Source organism: Chryseobacterium sp. CH25 (assembly GCF_004119455.1).
Lineage (GTDB): Bacteria > Bacteroidota > Bacteroidia > Flavobacteriales > Weeksellaceae > Chryseobacterium.
On the sequence record NZ_NRQT01000012.1, the window covers coordinates 113,681 to 129,763 of the forward strand.

Consider the following 16,083-nt stretch of genomic DNA (forward strand, 5'->3'; position numbering starts at 1 on the left):
TACGAATTTAAAGCCATAAATCATAATTTATTTCACTTCGTAATTAAAAATGTTTAACATTTACTTTTATATACGTTCATATTAATATTAAGGTTACAAATTATGCAATTAAAACAATCACAAAGACAGCAAGTCAAGCTCAGATTAGGATTATCAGGAGCTTCTGGATTTGGAAAAACCAAATCAGCTTTATTATTAGCCTATGGAATGGCGCAGGACTGGAGTAAAATAGCTGTAATAGATACAGAGAATTCTTCAGCTTCCTTATATTCAGACTTAGGAAACTATAATGTACTTGATCTACAAGCTCCTTATAATCCTGAAAGATATATTCAGGCTATTGAACTCTGTGAGAATTCAGGAATTGAAGTTATCATTGTAGATTCAGCTAGTCATGAATGGAATGGTACAGGTGGATGTCTTGAAATTCATGAGAAGTTAGGTGGAAGATTCCAAGATTGGGCAAATGTAACTCCAAGACACCAGGCTTTTATTAATAAGATTCTGCAATCTAACTGCCATATCATTACTACTACAAGAAGGAAAATAGATTACTCTCTTGATGTTGGAAGCAATGGTAGGACCCAAGTAGTAAAGCATGGAACTAAGGAAATTACAAGAGATGGCTTTGAATATGAGTTGACTATCAACTTCGAGCTTATTAATGAGAATCATCTTGCTAAGGCTTCAAAGGATAGAACAGGATTATTTATGAATAAACCTGAATTTCTTATTAATTCTGATACAGGCAAGATGATATTAGAATGGTGTAATTCAGGTTTAAAAACTAATACTTCTCAAATCTCTACTACAAGCCCTATAGGAAGAGACTCCATACCTAAAATAGATCCAAAAGATGCTTTTGAGGGTATTTCTCCTTATGAGAGTAACCCAAGTTTAGATCTTACCCATATAACGGAAAAGGAAGTATTTGAAGCTATTCAGAATTGTAAGTCAGTCACAGAACTTTTAGCTTTATACAGACAGTTTCCACAATTTCAGGAAAGTCTACAGCCTGATTTTGAAGCTAAAAAATCTTTACTTATTAATTTAAATAACCCTAATAATTTTTGTAAAAATGGGCACACAAAGTTTCAATAAAACTCCCAACATAATAGAAGTAAGTTTAAGATCAGAAGAGCCCCCTTTTAATCTGCAGCTGAAAAGTGTAAGTAATACTATTCTTGTAGAAAAGAAACCAATTAGAGATATTTTCCTAAATGGTAATGAGAGCTTTAAAGATGCAGAAGTATTTTATTCAAGCAAGATGAATGATGTTGAAAAGAAAATTGACACTCCTGTACAAGCTGTAAGAGTTGATGTTCCCAATAAAGAGCCTGAACATAAAGAAATGTTTCAGGTTTTTTTAATGCCCGTTTCTAAAGTTCAGAATATACCTGATACTCCAGTTGGGCTAGCTGAAAATGGAGGTAATCAATCTAGTCCTTTTATCATAGCTAATACATCAGAAGCAACATTACATCATCTACAGAATGATTGTATTATTCCTGTGTTCAGTAAAGATAATGAGAAAACTATTGCTCATCAGGAATTTATTGAAGTTGTTTTAAGTGCTGTTCAGAAAGTTTTTCCACATTACTGTATTACAGAACCTGAAATTAGGGTTTCTCACCAAATTAAGGGTAGAACACCTTCAGCTATTCAAAAGCCTGTAAAAGAGCTTTTGGAACATGAAAAAACCATTTATTATGAAAGGATGGCATTCATTATAAAAGTTCCAACTATTACAGATATTGTGAATGGAGATGAGCTTTCTCTTACCATTGGAGGAGTACGAAGTTATAACTTGGAAAACCTTTACAATAAAAAATCTCTTGAAAAGTTCAAGTTCTTTATAGGCTTCCAAAATCAGGTTTGTATGAATCTTTGTGTGAGTAGTGATGGCTTTGTAGAAGATATGAAAGCTGGGAGTACAAATGAATTGTATTCAAAGACTTTAGAAACAATGCAAAATTATAATGCAGAGCTTCATCTTATGGAAATGAAAGAACTTTCACAGTATTTTCTTTCAGACCATCAGTTTGCTCAATTAATTGGAAGAAGTAGATTATATCAACATTTACCTAAGTCTGAGAAACAGAATATTCCTTTGTTAAACTTTAATGACAGCCATATTAACGCAATGGCTAAGGATTATTATGAAGACCAAAATTTCTGTAGAAATCAGGATGGAAATATTAATCTTTGGGATGTTTATAATCTGTTTACACAAGCAAATAAAAGCAGTTACATAGATACTTTTCTTGATAGAAATTTGAATGCTTTTGAATTCTCAAAAGGTATTCAAAAAGTACTTAATGGTAACTCTAATTATCATTGGTTTTTGAGTTGAGAATATTACCTCATAGAAATATGGGGTAGTTTTTATAAATTTGAAATTATGAAGCCATTTGTTACACAAGAGTTTATTATTAAAAAAATTAAAAGTTACAATAGAGAACATTTACTCAATAATTTATTTTATACATTAAAACAGATTGACCTAAGGGAAGAGAATAATCATCCTTATGGCATTACCTCTTATTAATAAAATGGACATTTTTGTATGGAAATAATGAAGGTAAAAAGACTTTTTCAAGAGAAAAATTCATAACACTTTTAAAATATGTTGAAAAATTTGAGAAAAAATCACTTGACCCCTATGTCAAAAAACATGAATGGGATAAATTTTTTCAAATCATAGGTTATCAGCAATTCTATCTACAACAAGAAGTTCATTGGAGTGATTTCGCCAGACAATTAAAACTATTTGGTTCATCCTTGAGGAGTAAATATGATATAGAAAAATCTTTCAATGAATTGTCTAAATTGAAGCTTTTTGATTTTATATTTTTCATGCACATTGTATGGATATTTACTTTAGCAAATAGGATGAATAAAGGGGTTATTTATACTGGATATATTGGAGAAGAAATCCATGAAATGATGAAAGATATTTTCAATTGTAAAAGTGAATTTGATAACTTTCTTATGTTATTAACTTTGAACAGTACAAATATCAAGAAATCAATAACCCAATTTAAAACTGGAATAAAGCAACCTTATTTACAGGCATTCGAAATGTCATTTTTCACCCAACTTCCTTTTATATTAAATAATGAAAATAAATACGAAATAGTGCACAGGAGTATCTTTAACTATTGTTGTAATTATTTTATTTATGATTATTTAAAAACTAATGATGAGAAATTTACGGAAGAATTTGGAAGAAGGTTTGAAAAATATGTTGAATTAGGCTTAAAGGAATGTGAAGTTCAATACAGTAGTGAAAAAGATTTGATTAAGGCTTATGGAAAAAAAGAAAAAATTGTTGATTATATAGTTGAAAATCAAATTTTAATTGAGTGTAAAGGAATTGAACCTAAAGCATTATCCTCAGTAGTTCCTGAAGATGAAATTGTATACAATGCTTTTAAAGATTCAATCTTCAAGGCATATCTAAAACAAATGCTAAATGTTATCAAGTTAAAAGAAGATTTACACACACCAATGTATGGTATTGTAATTTGTTATAAAGATTTTTATGTATCTTCCTTAGATGATTTTTCTGAAATTTTAAATGAGGATATTAATTATATATGTATTCAAAATGGTTGGAAAGCTAATCCTTTACCTCTTGAAAATGTATTTGTAATTAGTATTGTTAATTGGGATATAATAGTTGAATATCTTAAAGAGAAGAGGTTTACATTATCTAAATTACTTGAAGAGCTTGTTTCCAAAAACAAGCAAGAAAAGCATAAGTGGTTTTTAGGTTTGCTAAAAAAATATGGAAATGCAAAAGGAAATCTTTCTTATCTTGATGAGGAAAACCAAAAACTAACAGATGCAGTTGGTGCTCCATCTAAAAAAATAGTTTAATCTTGAATGGGTAATCTCCAATAGTATCATCAGGTATTTTAATTAAAATTCTTTTAGTAGTTTTTCATAGTCTTCATATAATTCAATAGTAATAATGTTTTTACAAAAATTATTAAAATAATTAATTTGATCCTTGCTAAAATCAATTTGTAAAACGTTTCTTGAGATAAAAAGATCTTTTATTTCCTGAATAGCAGAACTGATCTGTCCTATTAAATCATATTTTAGAATTAAAATTGCATATTTATATTGAAGATCAAAAATATCATACATGTTAAATTGGAAATCACTGATTTTTGTTATAGCAAGAATATTTGAATAATCAATGCTTCCTCCTTTCGAACTTTCATATCCAAAACAACTATTAAAACTTTTACCTTCAAAAATTGTTTGGAAGGTACAGCCACTAATAGTTTCGATAAACCAAGAAACTGTTCTTATCTTATTTTTGTGTTGGTATAGATTTTATCTCTTTCTGTTTTAAAGTTACTATAGTGATAGTAAGAGTTTTCTACACCAACACATGATTTTTTATCTCCTATAGAAAATTCAGTAACCTCTCCTAAATATGTATTTTCATGATAATTTGCTAGAGCATAACCAAATAAATGACCTAACTCATGATAAATTACACCAGTAGCTTTTTCTATAATTTGTAAATTATCCATTTAAATTATTGTTTTTGATATTAATAGTCTATAATACTTAGACAATTTGAAATTATTTATTCATATAATTAGTGTCATTCTTATTTAAAAATAAAAACTGTGGAATTTCATTAATTATAATAAGATGCAACAAATTAATCCTCCTCTTCATCATCATAAAACAAATCTATATCAATTTCATCATCAATACCCATGAATAAATTTCCAATTTGTGCTTCTGTTTGAAACACATCATTAATAAAGCCAATTTCACTATCAATAGCATTTGTATTATCAGTAAAATGTTTTCGTACATATGGCTTTAATTCTTCACTGATTGATTCTGGAATGTCATTATCAACAACTATTAGTTGAAAGCTATTTGATGATTTATTTAGTGATAACAAATACTTATAAATATTTTCATATTTTTTCGAATCACTCATTCCTTCTTCTTGATCAGCTTTTAAATCTGTTTCTAGAAGGTCTTTTTCTTTAGTAGTAGTTTTACCAATATATTTTGCAATGGTATCAATCATTAGAAATGATGGATAGTTAACACTATTTTCAGAGGCATATATCATTAGGCTTAAGAAATATCCTACAGAACTTAAAGTTCTTACTCCTCCAGAAGTAAGATTTTCATAATCTCTATTTCTAATAATTGGTAAATTTGTTTTTGATGAAATACTGACATCACTGACATTTTTAACACCTATAAAATTCAAAAATTCTTTTACTTTTCTTCCTAAATCTTTCAAAATATTATCCAGATTTGGAGCATTTTCTTGTAACTCCTTTAGGGTTGCATTAAGTTCGATTATATTGGTGGCTAAATTTTCAATCTCATCTTGATTTTGGGATTGTTGCATCCTTATTTTATAGAAATGTTTTAAATTTTTTCTTTCACTTTCCAAGCTACCTGCTTTGCGAGATAATACATCTCTTTTAGTAATAAATGGAGAAACAACATCAATAGATTGCTTATCTAACATGTATCTAAGTTCTTCTAATTCAGTTGTTTTTTCTTTTATCAATTTTTCTTTTTGTTCAATAGATTCTCTAAGAAAGTCATATATTTTTTCAATTTCTTTTTTTCTTCTTCGTAAGCCATTTAATTCACCTTTAATATTTTCAGAATTGGAATTTGTAAAATGTTCTTTTAATTTACTAATCTGCATTGATTGATCACAAACAGGACATGCAGTATTCTTATCTTCAATATGAGGAAACTTTTCTATAACTTCTATTGTTGAATTTATTTTTCTGATATCATTACTATATTCATTTCTTAATGCGATATTTTGCTTTATCTCCTGATCATTTACATGTAAATCTTGTTGTAATGCTAAAATCTCTTTTTCTTTTTCTTGTATATCTCTTCGTAAATAATTTAAGTGTTCACTGTCTTTTATGATTTCTTTATCAATATTTTTTAAGTCTTCCTGAATTGAAAGATAATCATTATCAATATTTTCAAGTTGTTCAGATAAAACAGTTAAAGACTCTACTTCTGTCTCTTTAAGAAAAGAAGATATTGAAGCATTCCTCTTTTCTAATTCATTTTTTAAAGTGTTGTTTTCAGATATAACTTCTTGTAATTCTAATATTTGGCTATCTAAAGCATTAAACATTAGCTTAAATGTTTCTTTTAATTTTACTAATACAGAATAGTTATCTCCAAACAACTTTTTACTTCCTATTTTATCCTGGTCTAAGAAATTGTATTTAAAAATGTCTCTGAAACTTAAGCGAGTCATTTTTGAAATATCTTTAGTTGGAGATTGTTTTAATCTAATGACAGGAATATTCATGGCAGATAAAAGAAAATCAGAAAAATATCCATCCTCACTAAGTTGACTGTAGTTAGGTGAATAGTATTTAGGAAAATGATCTTCAATTTTATTATGTGAACATTTATAAACTTCTATTTCATTTTTTGGTTTAAAAATATTTCTCTTTACAGTAAAAGTTTCTCCACGTAGTTCAATTTCCAATAAACAGTAATTACCAGTAATTTCTATTTCATCATAGAGATCAACTGAACTAGAACCTAAACAATAATTAATTAAGTTTAATATACTTGATTTACCTGTATCAGAGTCACCATAAATAATATTTAATCCCTTTTTAAAATTTACTTCATAGTTTTTTCTATTTCCAACCAGAATTAGATGATTAACTATCAATTTTGGAGTTACAAGATTCATTGCCATTATAAGTAATTTTGTATAATTGAATTTATTTTAGAATGAGACATATTCAATATAGGTTTCATCTGTATCAATACTTTTTCTAATCTTTGAAAATATGCTGTTTCAAGCTTGTCAGCCATATTCTTTCCATCTTCATTAATTATATAAAGAATTTGGAAGTCTTCACTTGTTTTAATGTCAATGAATCCAAATGATAGTAAAATATTTAGTAATAATTTTATTCGAGTGAAATCAAATAATTGCCCTCTATTGGGAAATATAGCTTCAATTGAATATTTTTCTGCATTTGTAAGTGTTAAAAAATTTTTGTCCTTATTATCCAATAACCTGTTAAGTAGAATAGGATGTTTAGAAATAAACTCGAATTGAGCAATTCTATCTAATGTAAATATACCTTCTTTTTTTGTGCTTTTTGAAAGGATTAGTAATAAGAACAATAGTTTGCCAACTCCAAAATTTACTTCATGATCAGGAATATAAATAGGTATCTTTTTCATATTGTTACTTTCCTAAACTTTTTTTGAAGACTTCAAAATCATTTTTAGTGTGGTCTTTATCCCACCATATACTATCATCAATTCCTGCAAGCTGATGTAACATCCCAAACTTTTGTAAACTTTGTAATGGTTCATATAAAGAAAGTAGATGTTTTTTATCTTCTGCAACTATTCTTTCGTGTACAGCTGTGAAAAAATCATTGGGATTATTGTGTGTTCCTTTTATGAATTTACCAAATTCAATATAATAAAGCTCTTGTATTTTAGTATATAACGGCTCTAAAGTTTTTAAATCTACTCCAAGTGAGGCTAATTTCCTTAAAGTGAATTCAGCATTATAAAAGGCTAATTTGCCACTCTTTAATAACGAAGCATGGATGTGTGCCATCATTAATTTTAATACAAATATTTCTTCATCATATTGCCCGTCATCACTGAATTTAGCTTGATTTTCAATAGTTTGTATTTCTTTTTCTTTCAAAAATTTTTTTAATTCAGTTATTAAGGCATCAACTAATACATTTTTATTCTCTGGTAAAATAATACTAAAATGGTCATCATCACAGTATATCACATTTTGACTATCAGCATCAAGAGCTATGGAACTTTCGGGACTTACAATGGTATCATATAAGCCTTGCGCATAGAATCTTTTAGGCAAGTTTTTGTTTTGTACCCACTCATTATTCATTTCAGTTATACTTGTACTTAATGCTGCTAAATCTGTAATTTGGACATTAGTAATCAAATTTGTCCCATAATTTGCTATTATAGAACCTAAATGAGGAGTTGCTAGTGATATGTATAATTTAGTTCTGGAGTCAGTATTCTTTTTTAAATCATCTAAAACAAACCTTTTTGCAATAAGCCCTCCCATACTATGACCTATTAAGATAATATTGTCAAATTCTGCGCATGAGTATTGAATTTTAGACTCTAATAATTTTGTTATTTGATTTATGGCAAGATTTTTTGCATCTTTTTTCTTACGCGCAAAATTCAAAAAAGTTCTTGTTTTTGGAAAAAAATTAGTTAACTCAGTATAATATTCAAATAAAGCTATATTAAAATTATTCTTTATTTCTAAGTCATCCAGTAGATAACTAATTAGTGGCATTTTACCATCTTTCTTGACCCATGTTTCTTCACTACCAATAAATCCATGTATAAATATTATGAGATTCTTTTTCTCTGGTATTTCATGAACAAATTTTATCATATAATTAGTTTTAACAAATTGACTTTTTTATAAAACTAATTATTAATCTTCTTATTTAAGCATCTAAATAATTATGATCTATATAAAGCTCTGAATAAATAAGTTGTAATGTTATTAGTTTTAACAAAAATAGGAATTGCTTTGGATTAAGCTCACATTCTCTCCAGAAAAACTACAAAAAATTATAAAATAAAATTTTTTGTAGAACTTATTCTCACGTGAATGTCCTTGCAAAGTGTACCCCTATCCATTTACTCTTCCCCAATATCCCCCTGCCCAAACCAGAATAAATCCTTTTTATTGGAGGTATATATTATTCTTGAAGCTATAGTGTAAGTTTCTATTCTGTTACAGATCTAAGCCTATTTTATTTACTCTCTAGAGACTTTATCTCTATTTTTTATGTGCAATTAAATATTCCTGCTTAGTTTGTTAGCCTTCTACTTTAGATGTATTAAGGAATGTTGAAGAAAAATAATATAATACCTGTTACTTTTTAAACTACACTGCAACCCCACACTTAACACCTCTACTTATTCTTAGAGTCTGTAGCAAGTAGGCTCTATCATTAATTTTAACTCAAGAATCAAAACAATGGTACGAATTGTAAACTACAAAACAAGACAGAAAGAAGATGGAACAAACTTTTATCTTCTAGAGGTACAAGGTGGAATTGAAATGGTATTAAGCAAAACAACTGGTCAATATTATGCTACAGCCAAGAAAGCTACTGTATCAACTACATTCGATGAAGAAACCTGTAAAGGCTTAATAGGCTCTGATATGTCTGGTAAAGTTGCAAAGATTACTACAGAGCCTTATCAGTACACTATCAAAGAATCTGGAGAGGAAGTCACTCTCAATCACAAATACATCTATCTTCCAGAAGGTGTAGAAAGTTCTGAGGAGAAACTAGCAAAACAACTTGAAGAAGCCTTTGCCTAGTCATTCTAGAGCATGAAGACTTAATACATCCATTTTTCCTGAATCCATATATAGGGTTTAAGAATTTTGGATGTATTTTTTCTTTTCTATAATAAAAATGTCCATATCGTGTGGTAATACTATATACTTCTACACAGAATGGACATTTCAATTCTCATCCCATTTACTAACTAACAACCTTAATCCTTACATGAAAACAAATGTAAAAGTTACAGAATTACTTGTTTCTTATTCTAACAATAATATAAATCCAGAACAAAAAATAAGCAACAGTGATGACAGTTATGATATTGCTATGAATCTATGGAACCTTAATACTATTCAAATACAGGAAGAAGTGAAAGTAATATTTCTCAATGATGCCCTTATGGTACTAGGCTGTTATTCTTTATCTAAAGGTGGTATTTCATCTAGCATAGTTGATATTAGATTAATACTATCAGTAGCTTTAAAAGCTATAGCAACAGGTATTATCTTAGTTCACAATCATCCTACAGGAAATCTTAAACCCAGTAAAGCAGATTTAGATATTACAAAGAAATTAAAGTCAGCCTGTGATGTTATGGGAATAAACCTTTTAGACCATCTAATTATCTCAAAGGAAAGCTATTTTAGTTTTTCTGATGAGGGGTTATTGTAGTTATATGGATTTCTCTTTATATGTAATCTAGGACTAATAATTTTTTTTAATATTATTCACATTCGCACATAGGAGCTGAATACTATCCTAAGCTATCTGAATTTAAAGCTAATAACTTAATCCTACTACATATATAATATAGCTAAATTATGATATTCTAGTGCACGCTGGATTAACAAAGGAAATTCTTAAGTAATGAAATAGATACTCAGAGGTGCTAGATTAAAAGGAAAATAGATTGGAAAAAGAAAAACTATAAAAAACCCTCAAATCATAATAGCCAAATCTTAGTTTTCAGAAGCTTCAATATTTAATAGATCAATAAGCTTAATTTCTAAAGCTTCTGCTATTCTGTATAAAGTAATTACTGTAGGATTAGTCCTACCTGCTTCAATTCTTGATATATTGGTAGGATCAATATTACCTTCCATTCTGCCCACTAAATCTGCTTGAGAAATACCTTTTTGAATTCTCAATTCTTTAATCCTTTTACCAATTAATTTTAATATTTCTGATTTTTCCAACTTGTCATATTTGTCAAGTCAAAGGAATTAAATATATTTACTGTTTGTAATGCCATATATGGCAACATTGGATTTTACCTCTTTATGGATTTCCGTAATGTATAGAACAGAATTACAAGTAATTTGCTAATTAAAATAAACTAAAAACAATGAAAAAGACTTTACTATTATTCATCTTAGTATGTTCAACTTACTTATACTCTCAGACTTCTCAATATGTAGAATTTCCAGATATAAAATCTGATGTATCTTCTAATAAAGCTAGAATCTATGTTATTAGACCAACAGGAAAATTAAGTCATTATTATATCACCTTATCATCTAATGGAAGCATGATTGGGAGACTGGATTATAAGAACTATCTGTGTTGGGATGTAGATGCTGGTACATATAATTTAGAAGGAGCTTTTGAGGGTAATAAAATAAGAAAAGATCAGACTGAAAATAAAGATTTCTTTACTGTAAATGCAAAAGAGGGAAAGACCTATTACATAAGACTCAGCCCAGCTTATGGGCTAACAACAGGGAAAGCCTCATTTGATATTATTGAGCCAGACAAAGCAAAAGAGTACATTAAAAAGTTCCCACAGCCTAAAGTGAAATATGCTGATTAATGAAATACCCTATAATGACAGCTACTCTTATTCTTCAAAACCATAAATAATTTATTTTAAATGAAAAAAACATTATCAATCTTACTAGTAGTATGCTATACTTTATTTTATGCACAATCTAATTTAGCAACTTTAAAAAGTTTCTATAAAAAAACTCTCCTGCAAAGCTGGGCAAAATAATAACTTATAATTCTAATAGTAATATCCTTAATATTGATGGCTTTAGGTTTCCTCTCAATAAAGTTAGCTATTACTATGAATATAATGACAAATATTATAGCTATGCAAAGTATTTTGTTACAGTAGAGTGTATTGATGACTCAGAATGTGTCAAGTACAAAGGAGATGGTAAAAATTCAGTCTCATTGCCAATGAATAGTAAGGCTAATGCCTTAAAACTAGTTCAGTTACTTGAAAGCCTTTAGAAGATTATTAATAGAAGTAAAACCACCTCAAAGCAGGTGGTTTTTTAATCTCAACACTAATATGAAACTAACAATACCATTTCGTATAGGTTATCAATATGACAACTGGGAACTGAGCCTAATGAGTATAGTAGACAGCATTCCTGATAATTCTTATTGTAGTTATCTATGGGTAGGAAGTGAGGTTAAAAAGTTTCTAAACTTCACCCCTCACAGAACAGAACTTATATTCTATTGGGATTTGTTGGAAGTTGTGATCCTTGAGTTTGATCAGAAATCAGAAATCTACTATAATAGACTTAATAAAGCCATAATAGAGAGGTTTTTAGACTCAGAATTCACTCTTGAAATTCATACTGATGGCACTATCATACACAAGTTTATGACTAGAAAAGTGAACTATTGGAATATCTATTTTCCTGCTAGTAAAGAAATTAGACTGATTTACTTTTCCAATTCATTTACTTACATCAATACTATGCTAGAATAATAACTATTCAAAACAATATCAAATAAACTAATGTTAAAACAAACTTATGAAAAAGAAAAATTCAACTTGGATAACAGTATTCTGGATTGTAACAATCCTTTGTACATTGCAATTCCTATTTATCAGATTTCCACAGATAAGAGAAACTCCTAATGTGACAGGAACTTATATTTTAGGAAGCCTTATACCTAATGGACTTATCATTTTAATATTTTGGCTTATTAAAAGAAAATCTGAAAAATAGAGATGAGGCATTCAATTGAGATTTCAAGGGCTAATTTTGATAAGATACTAGCAGAAATAAAGGAAATGAGAGAGGTAGAAAAAGAAAGAGAGCTTACCCTTGCTGAAAGATTACAACTAAATCACAAAATAAAGATAGCTGTTGCTTTAAAGGTCAGACTTACAGAAGAAGATAAATTTTAAGATATGTCTTTTGTAGTTCTTTATGAAATTAACCAGACAGACTCATGCTTTGGTTTATTTGAAAACTTTGAGTCTGCTAAGAATAGGTTCCTCAGTGTTCATGCAGGATTCACTTCTCATAGTGGTCTAGGAAATGACAATCCTAACACATACTATTGGGATAGAACCCTATGGGAATTAGCTATGGATAATAAAACAGAACAGCTTCCAAAAGAATTCAGAATATTTGAAGCTCATAAAGAAATATTCATAGGTCATACTCCTACACTTAATAGGGATGAAACAAAAAAAAACTATGAATAAGTATAACATTTGGAATTTAGATACTGAAGCAGGTTATAGGGAAGGAAAGCTCAGCATCAAAGATTCGAGTTCTAAGGAGATATGGCAAAGTGATACTATAAAGAATTATATAAATCTAAAGAAGAATACTAACTAATAACTAACTACTGTTATGTTGGGAGTTTTTTTTAGATGAAAAGGCATAGTTTTAGGCATAGCCATAAAAAGAGAGTATTAGTAATTGAATCATATGTATTGTATGCTCAGTAGGTTAGGGATACTGGGTGTAACCCAGATGTACTTTGGTTCGAGCCCAGGTGGGACCACAGAAAATCAACCGCTTACATAATGTGAGCGGTTTTTTATTTATACATAACACTTTTTACGGTGATCTCTTTCTCTATTTTTTCCTTTATTTTAGTGTAATAGAAAGGAGTTCTTTGAAGACTTTTTAAATCTTTCGTCGGATAAATATTATGTTTCGTCGATATAAGGTTGTTTCCATTTAAGCTAGTTTCTATTTTTGAACCATAAATTAAAATCATGAAAAGAATAAGTGTTATTTGTGGGTTTTTGATGAGTATGTTGTTATCAGCACAAAAGATAGCGGTACTTAATTTTGCTACCTTTCATATGGGAAAAACACCGGATGCGGCAAAGGTTAGTTTTGATCCGAAGAGTGAGAAAAGCCAAAAAGAAGTTTTAGAAATTGCAAAACTGCTTGCAGAGTTTAAACCAACAGTTATTTGCGTTGAGCTTATTCCAGCTATGAATGAAAAGATTCAGCAGGATTATCAGAACTTCTTAAAGGATAAAAACTTTAAAACAGCTTATGAAGGTGAAGTTTCATTGCTTGCCTATCAGATTGCAAAAATAGCTAACGTGAAAAAAATATACGGAATTGATGAGCAGGAAACGGGTAATTATAATTATAGAATAGGAGAACAACTTAAAAATCAAGTAGATAACGCCACTTATAAACATTTTATAACCACTTTTATTGAAGGATTTGGAAGGCAGGAAACTCTTTCTGTAAAAGAAAAACTTATTGATTATAATAAAGAATCCACTTTACAGGAGCTGATTACAGCTAATGCTGATATTTTAACGTATGTAAGTACAGCAAATAATTTTGAGGGAGCGGATGAAGCAGCCAAATATTACCGAAGAAACCTGAGAATGTATTCTAATCTTAATCAGATTCCGCTTTCGGGAAATGATAAAGTCCTGATTATTTCCGGGGCTACTCATGCCGCATTTTTTAGTGAATTTTTAAAACGGAGTCCTAAATATCAGTCTGTAAATGTTTTTGAATATCTAAAATAAATAAATTGAGAGGGCAATGAGTCCTCTCAATTTATTTTTAGTTATTCTATAAAAAATACTATGTTAAACATATGTTTAAAAAAAGCATAAAGAATAATTAAAACTCAGTTAACAGCCTTCTTCCACAGATACCGTTGCTTTGCAAAAAAAGTAATGATGGAAAATAACAATCTACTTAACAGAAGGCGGTTTCTTAAAAATTCACTCTTAGCAGCCGGCGGACTTTTCATTGCACCTTTAATTATAAGTTGCAGTGATGATCATTTTACTGAAGGAGAAACAGCTCCTGATAATCTTAAAAGTTCTGGTTTTGATACCGGAGTGGCCAGTTTTGATCCTACAGCAACAGGAATAATTTTATGGACAAGATATTCAGGAGGAATTGATTCTGAAATCACTTGGGAAATAAGCAGAAACAGTAATTTTTCCAATGTTTTAAGACGGGGTAAAGCAAGTGCTTCAGTTATTAATGATTTTACAGTGGCAATAGATGTACAGGATATTCCGTCTAATACCAAATATTATTATAGATTCTATAATCTTGCCACCAAGGAAATTAGTGTAACAGGTGAAACCATTACATTACCATCCAAAACAGATTCTGTAAATGATGTGAAAATGGCAGTGGTATCATGTTCTAATTTCCCTGCAGGACTTTTCAATGTATATGGGGCTGTTGCTCAATCTGAGGCTGATGTAGTAGTACACCTTGGTGATTACATCTATGAATATGCTCCGGGGCAATACGGAACCAATCCATATACCAACCAATTGGGAAGAGCGCACAAACCTGCGAAAGAAATCCTGACCCTGAGCGATTACAGAGAAAGATACAGACAGTACAGAGGTGACAAAAACCTTCAGCTGGCTCATCAGAAAAAGCCTTTCATCTGTGTATGGGATGACCATGAATTTGCAAATGATACCTATAAATCCGGAGCAGAAAACCATCAGCCTGACGAAGGTAGTTTTGAACTGAGAAAAAAGCAGCATTCCAGGCATACAGTGAATATATTCCTCTTAAAACAGGTAAAGACCTTAGAATCTACAGAAGTTTCAATTTCGGAAATATTCTTTCCCTTTATATGATGGATACTAGGGTAATTGCCAGAGATAAGCAATTAGAATACTCAGATTATCTTGATAATGCCGGAAATTTTGATCAGGTGAAGTTTAAGACAGATTATTTAGACTCTAACAGGAAACTGATTGGAAGCGAGCAAATGTCGTGGTTAGGATCCCAGATCAATGCTGATACTGCTAAATGGAAAGTATTGGGACAACAGATTCTGATGACCAAAATGCTGGTTCCTGCAGAATTACTGATGCTCCTTAACAAGATTTTAGCAGAAATAAAAAAGCTTGGAAGTGCACAGCCGGCTACCATGCAGGCACTTCAGAATACAATTGCCCAGCTGATGGTTATAAAAGCCAGACACAAAGCTCAGGATCCCACACTTACTCCGCAGGAAATTGCACGAATTACCACAACGTTACCTTATAATCTGGATGCCTGGGACGGATATTTTATGGAAAGAGAACAGCTGTACTCCATTCTTGCAGGTAAAAAAGTAGTAGTGTTGGCTGGGGATACCCACAATGCATGGCTAGGAACCCTTACCAATGCACAAGGGAAAGTTATCGGAACAGAGTTAGCATGTAGTTCCGTTTCTTCACCGGGTCTTGAGGGGTATCTTGGAATCACATCAGATCCTGGTCAGGCAATTGCATTGGCTCAGGCATTTTCATCACTTATTGATGATCTGGAATATGCTAACCTTTATAAAAGAGGGTATCTTCATGTGAAGTTTACAGCAGGAGAATCCTTTGCAGAATGGAGATTTGTAGACAATGTTACCTCAGAAATTTATAATACAACTACAGAAAAAACACATATCATCTCATAGTTTTAAGAACATATCTTATTTTCAATTTTGTACAGAGCTGCAG

General features: G+C 30.1%; 15 protein-coding genes and 1 pseudogene. 11 read left to right on the forward strand and 5 right to left on the reverse strand.

Annotated features, from left to right (window positions below; genetic code table 11):
* Window positions 1-102: 102 nt before the first annotated feature.
* The 3 genes from BOQ64_RS20845 (at window position 103) to BOQ64_RS20855 (ending at window position 3,882) form a co-directional block, all read left to right on the forward strand.
* Complete coding sequence (locus tag BOQ64_RS20845; RefSeq protein ID WP_129058668.1) at window positions 103-1,101, forward strand: AAA family ATPase; 999 nt, start codon at window positions 103-105, stop codon at window positions 1,099-1,101.
* Window positions 1,079-2,353, forward strand: a complete 1,275-nt coding sequence (locus BOQ64_RS20850; RefSeq protein WP_129058669.1) for a DUF3871 family protein — start codon at window positions 1,079-1,081, stop codon at window positions 2,351-2,353. Before BOQ64_RS20845 ends, BOQ64_RS20850 begins: the two co-directional genes overlap by 23 nt.
* A gap of 209 nt (window positions 2,354-2,562) precedes the next feature.
* A complete protein-coding gene (locus tag BOQ64_RS20855) occupies window positions 2,563-3,882 on the forward strand; it encodes a hypothetical protein (protein ID WP_129059835.1) in 1,320 nt (439 codons plus the stop codon).
* Between the two features lie 437 nt (window positions 3,883-4,319).
* Here BOQ64_RS20855 and BOQ64_RS20860 read toward each other — a convergent pair whose 3' ends face one another.
* From BOQ64_RS20860 to BOQ64_RS20875, 4 genes are all read right to left on the reverse strand, one after another.
* Window positions 4,320-4,550, reverse strand: a complete 231-nt coding sequence (locus BOQ64_RS20860; RefSeq protein ID WP_129058671.1) for a hypothetical protein — start codon at window positions 4,548-4,550, stop codon at window positions 4,320-4,322.
* Window positions 4,551-4,684: 134 nt separating this feature from the next.
* A complete protein-coding gene (locus BOQ64_RS20865) occupies window positions 4,685-6,745 on the reverse strand; it encodes an AAA family ATPase (protein WP_129058672.1) in 2,061 nt (686 codons plus the stop codon).
* Window positions 6,745-7,242 carry an ABC-three component system middle component 4 gene (locus BOQ64_RS20870; protein WP_129058673.1) on the reverse strand — a complete coding sequence of 166 codons (498 nt, stop codon included), beginning with the start codon at window positions 7,240-7,242 and terminating at the stop codon, window positions 6,745-6,747. Before BOQ64_RS20870 ends, BOQ64_RS20865 begins: the two co-directional genes overlap by 1 nt.
* Window positions 7,243-7,246: 4 nt before the next feature.
* Window positions 7,247-8,461, reverse strand: a complete 1,215-nt coding sequence (locus tag BOQ64_RS20875) for an ABC-three component system protein (protein WP_129058674.1) — start codon at window positions 8,459-8,461, stop codon at window positions 7,247-7,249.
* A gap of 594 nt (window positions 8,462-9,055) precedes the next feature.
* On the opposite strand from BOQ64_RS20875, the gene BOQ64_RS20880 reads away from it, so the two are divergent.
* Together BOQ64_RS20880 and BOQ64_RS20885 are read left to right on the forward strand one after the other, a co-directional pair.
* A complete protein-coding gene (locus tag BOQ64_RS20880) occupies window positions 9,056-9,406 on the forward strand; it encodes a hypothetical protein (protein WP_129058675.1) in 351 nt (116 codons plus the stop codon).
* Window positions 9,407-9,596: 190 nt separating this feature from the next.
* On the forward strand, window positions 9,597-10,046 hold the full coding sequence (locus BOQ64_RS20885; RefSeq protein ID WP_129058676.1) for a RadC family protein: 450 nt from the start codon (window positions 9,597-9,599) through the stop codon (window positions 10,044-10,046).
* Window positions 10,047-10,333: 287 nt separating this feature from the next.
* Here the strand turns inward: BOQ64_RS20885 and BOQ64_RS20890 are convergent, their stop codons facing one another.
* Window positions 10,334-10,570 carry a helix-turn-helix domain-containing protein gene (locus BOQ64_RS20890; RefSeq protein WP_129058677.1) on the reverse strand — a complete coding sequence of 79 codons (237 nt, stop codon included), beginning with the start codon at window positions 10,568-10,570 and terminating at the stop codon, window positions 10,334-10,336.
* Between the two features lie 149 nt (window positions 10,571-10,719).
* Between BOQ64_RS20890 and BOQ64_RS20895 the strand changes: the two genes are divergently transcribed.
* The 6 genes and pseudogenes from BOQ64_RS20895 to BOQ64_RS20920 all read left to right on the forward strand — a co-directional run bounded on the left by BOQ64_RS20895 (window position 10,720) and on the right by BOQ64_RS20920 (window position 16,040).
* Window positions 10,720-11,184: a hypothetical protein gene (locus tag BOQ64_RS20895; RefSeq protein WP_129058678.1), complete on the forward strand. Its 465-nt coding sequence runs from the start codon at window positions 10,720-10,722 to the stop codon at window positions 11,182-11,184.
* A gap of 486 nt (window positions 11,185-11,670) precedes the next feature.
* Window positions 11,671-12,099, forward strand: coding sequence for a hypothetical protein (locus tag BOQ64_RS20900; protein WP_129058679.1), 429 nt, complete (start codon window positions 11,671-11,673; stop codon window positions 12,097-12,099).
* A gap of 246 nt (window positions 12,100-12,345) precedes the next feature.
* Window positions 12,346-12,525, forward strand: a complete 180-nt coding sequence (locus BOQ64_RS20905; RefSeq protein WP_129058680.1) for a hypothetical protein — start codon at window positions 12,346-12,348, stop codon at window positions 12,523-12,525.
* Between the two features lie 3 nt (window positions 12,526-12,528).
* Window positions 12,529-12,828, forward strand: a complete 300-nt coding sequence (locus tag BOQ64_RS20910) for a hypothetical protein (RefSeq protein ID WP_129058681.1) — start codon at window positions 12,529-12,531, stop codon at window positions 12,826-12,828.
* 522 nt (window positions 12,829-13,350) lie between these two features.
* The gene (locus BOQ64_RS20915) at window positions 13,351-14,133 is read left to right on the forward strand and encodes a DUF5694 domain-containing protein (protein ID WP_129058682.1); all 783 of its coding nucleotides are present in this window, start codon (window positions 13,351-13,353) and stop codon (window positions 14,131-14,133) included.
* Window positions 14,134-14,286: 153 nt separating this feature from the next.
* Window positions 14,287-16,040, forward strand: a pseudogene (locus BOQ64_RS20920) (alkaline phosphatase D family protein).
* Window positions 16,041-16,083: the final 43 nt, after the last annotated feature.

Bases quoted from the DNA above. Each gene is read 5' to 3' on its own strand.
- BOQ64_RS20905 (WP_129058680.1), top strand. From the start codon at position 12,346: ATGAGGCATTCAATTGAGATTTCAAGGGCTAATTTTGATAAGATACTA.
- BOQ64_RS20910 (WP_129058681.1), top strand. From the start codon at position 12,529: ATGTCTTTTGTAGTTCTTTATGAAATTAACCAGACAGACTCATGCTTT.
- BOQ64_RS20845 (WP_129058668.1), top strand. From the start codon at position 103: ATGCAATTAAAACAATCACAAAGACAGCAAGTCAAGCTCAGATTAGGA.
- BOQ64_RS20880 (WP_129058675.1), top strand. From the start codon at position 9,056: ATGGTACGAATTGTAAACTACAAAACAAGACAGAAAGAAGATGGAACA.
- BOQ64_RS20865 (WP_129058672.1), bottom strand. From the start codon at position 6,745: ATGGCAATGAATCTTGTAACTCCAAAATTGATAGTTAATCATCTAATT.
- BOQ64_RS20875 (WP_129058674.1), bottom strand. From the start codon at position 8,461: ATGATAAAATTTGTTCATGAAATACCAGAGAAAAAGAATCTCATAATA.
- BOQ64_RS20895 (WP_129058678.1), top strand. From the start codon at position 10,720: ATGAAAAAGACTTTACTATTATTCATCTTAGTATGTTCAACTTACTTA.
- BOQ64_RS20900 (WP_129058679.1), top strand. From the start codon at position 11,671: ATGAAACTAACAATACCATTTCGTATAGGTTATCAATATGACAACTGG.
- BOQ64_RS20870 (WP_129058673.1), bottom strand. From the start codon at position 7,242: ATGAAAAAGATACCTATTTATATTCCTGATCATGAAGTAAATTTTGGA.
- BOQ64_RS20850 (WP_129058669.1), top strand. From the start codon at position 1,079: ATGGGCACACAAAGTTTCAATAAAACTCCCAACATAATAGAAGTAAGT.
- BOQ64_RS20885 (WP_129058676.1), top strand. From the start codon at position 9,597: ATGAAAACAAATGTAAAAGTTACAGAATTACTTGTTTCTTATTCTAAC.
- BOQ64_RS20860 (WP_129058671.1), bottom strand. From the start codon at position 4,550: ATGGATAATTTACAAATTATAGAAAAAGCTACTGGTGTAATTTATCAT.
- BOQ64_RS20915 (WP_129058682.1), top strand. From the start codon at position 13,351: ATGAAAAGAATAAGTGTTATTTGTGGGTTTTTGATGAGTATGTTGTTA.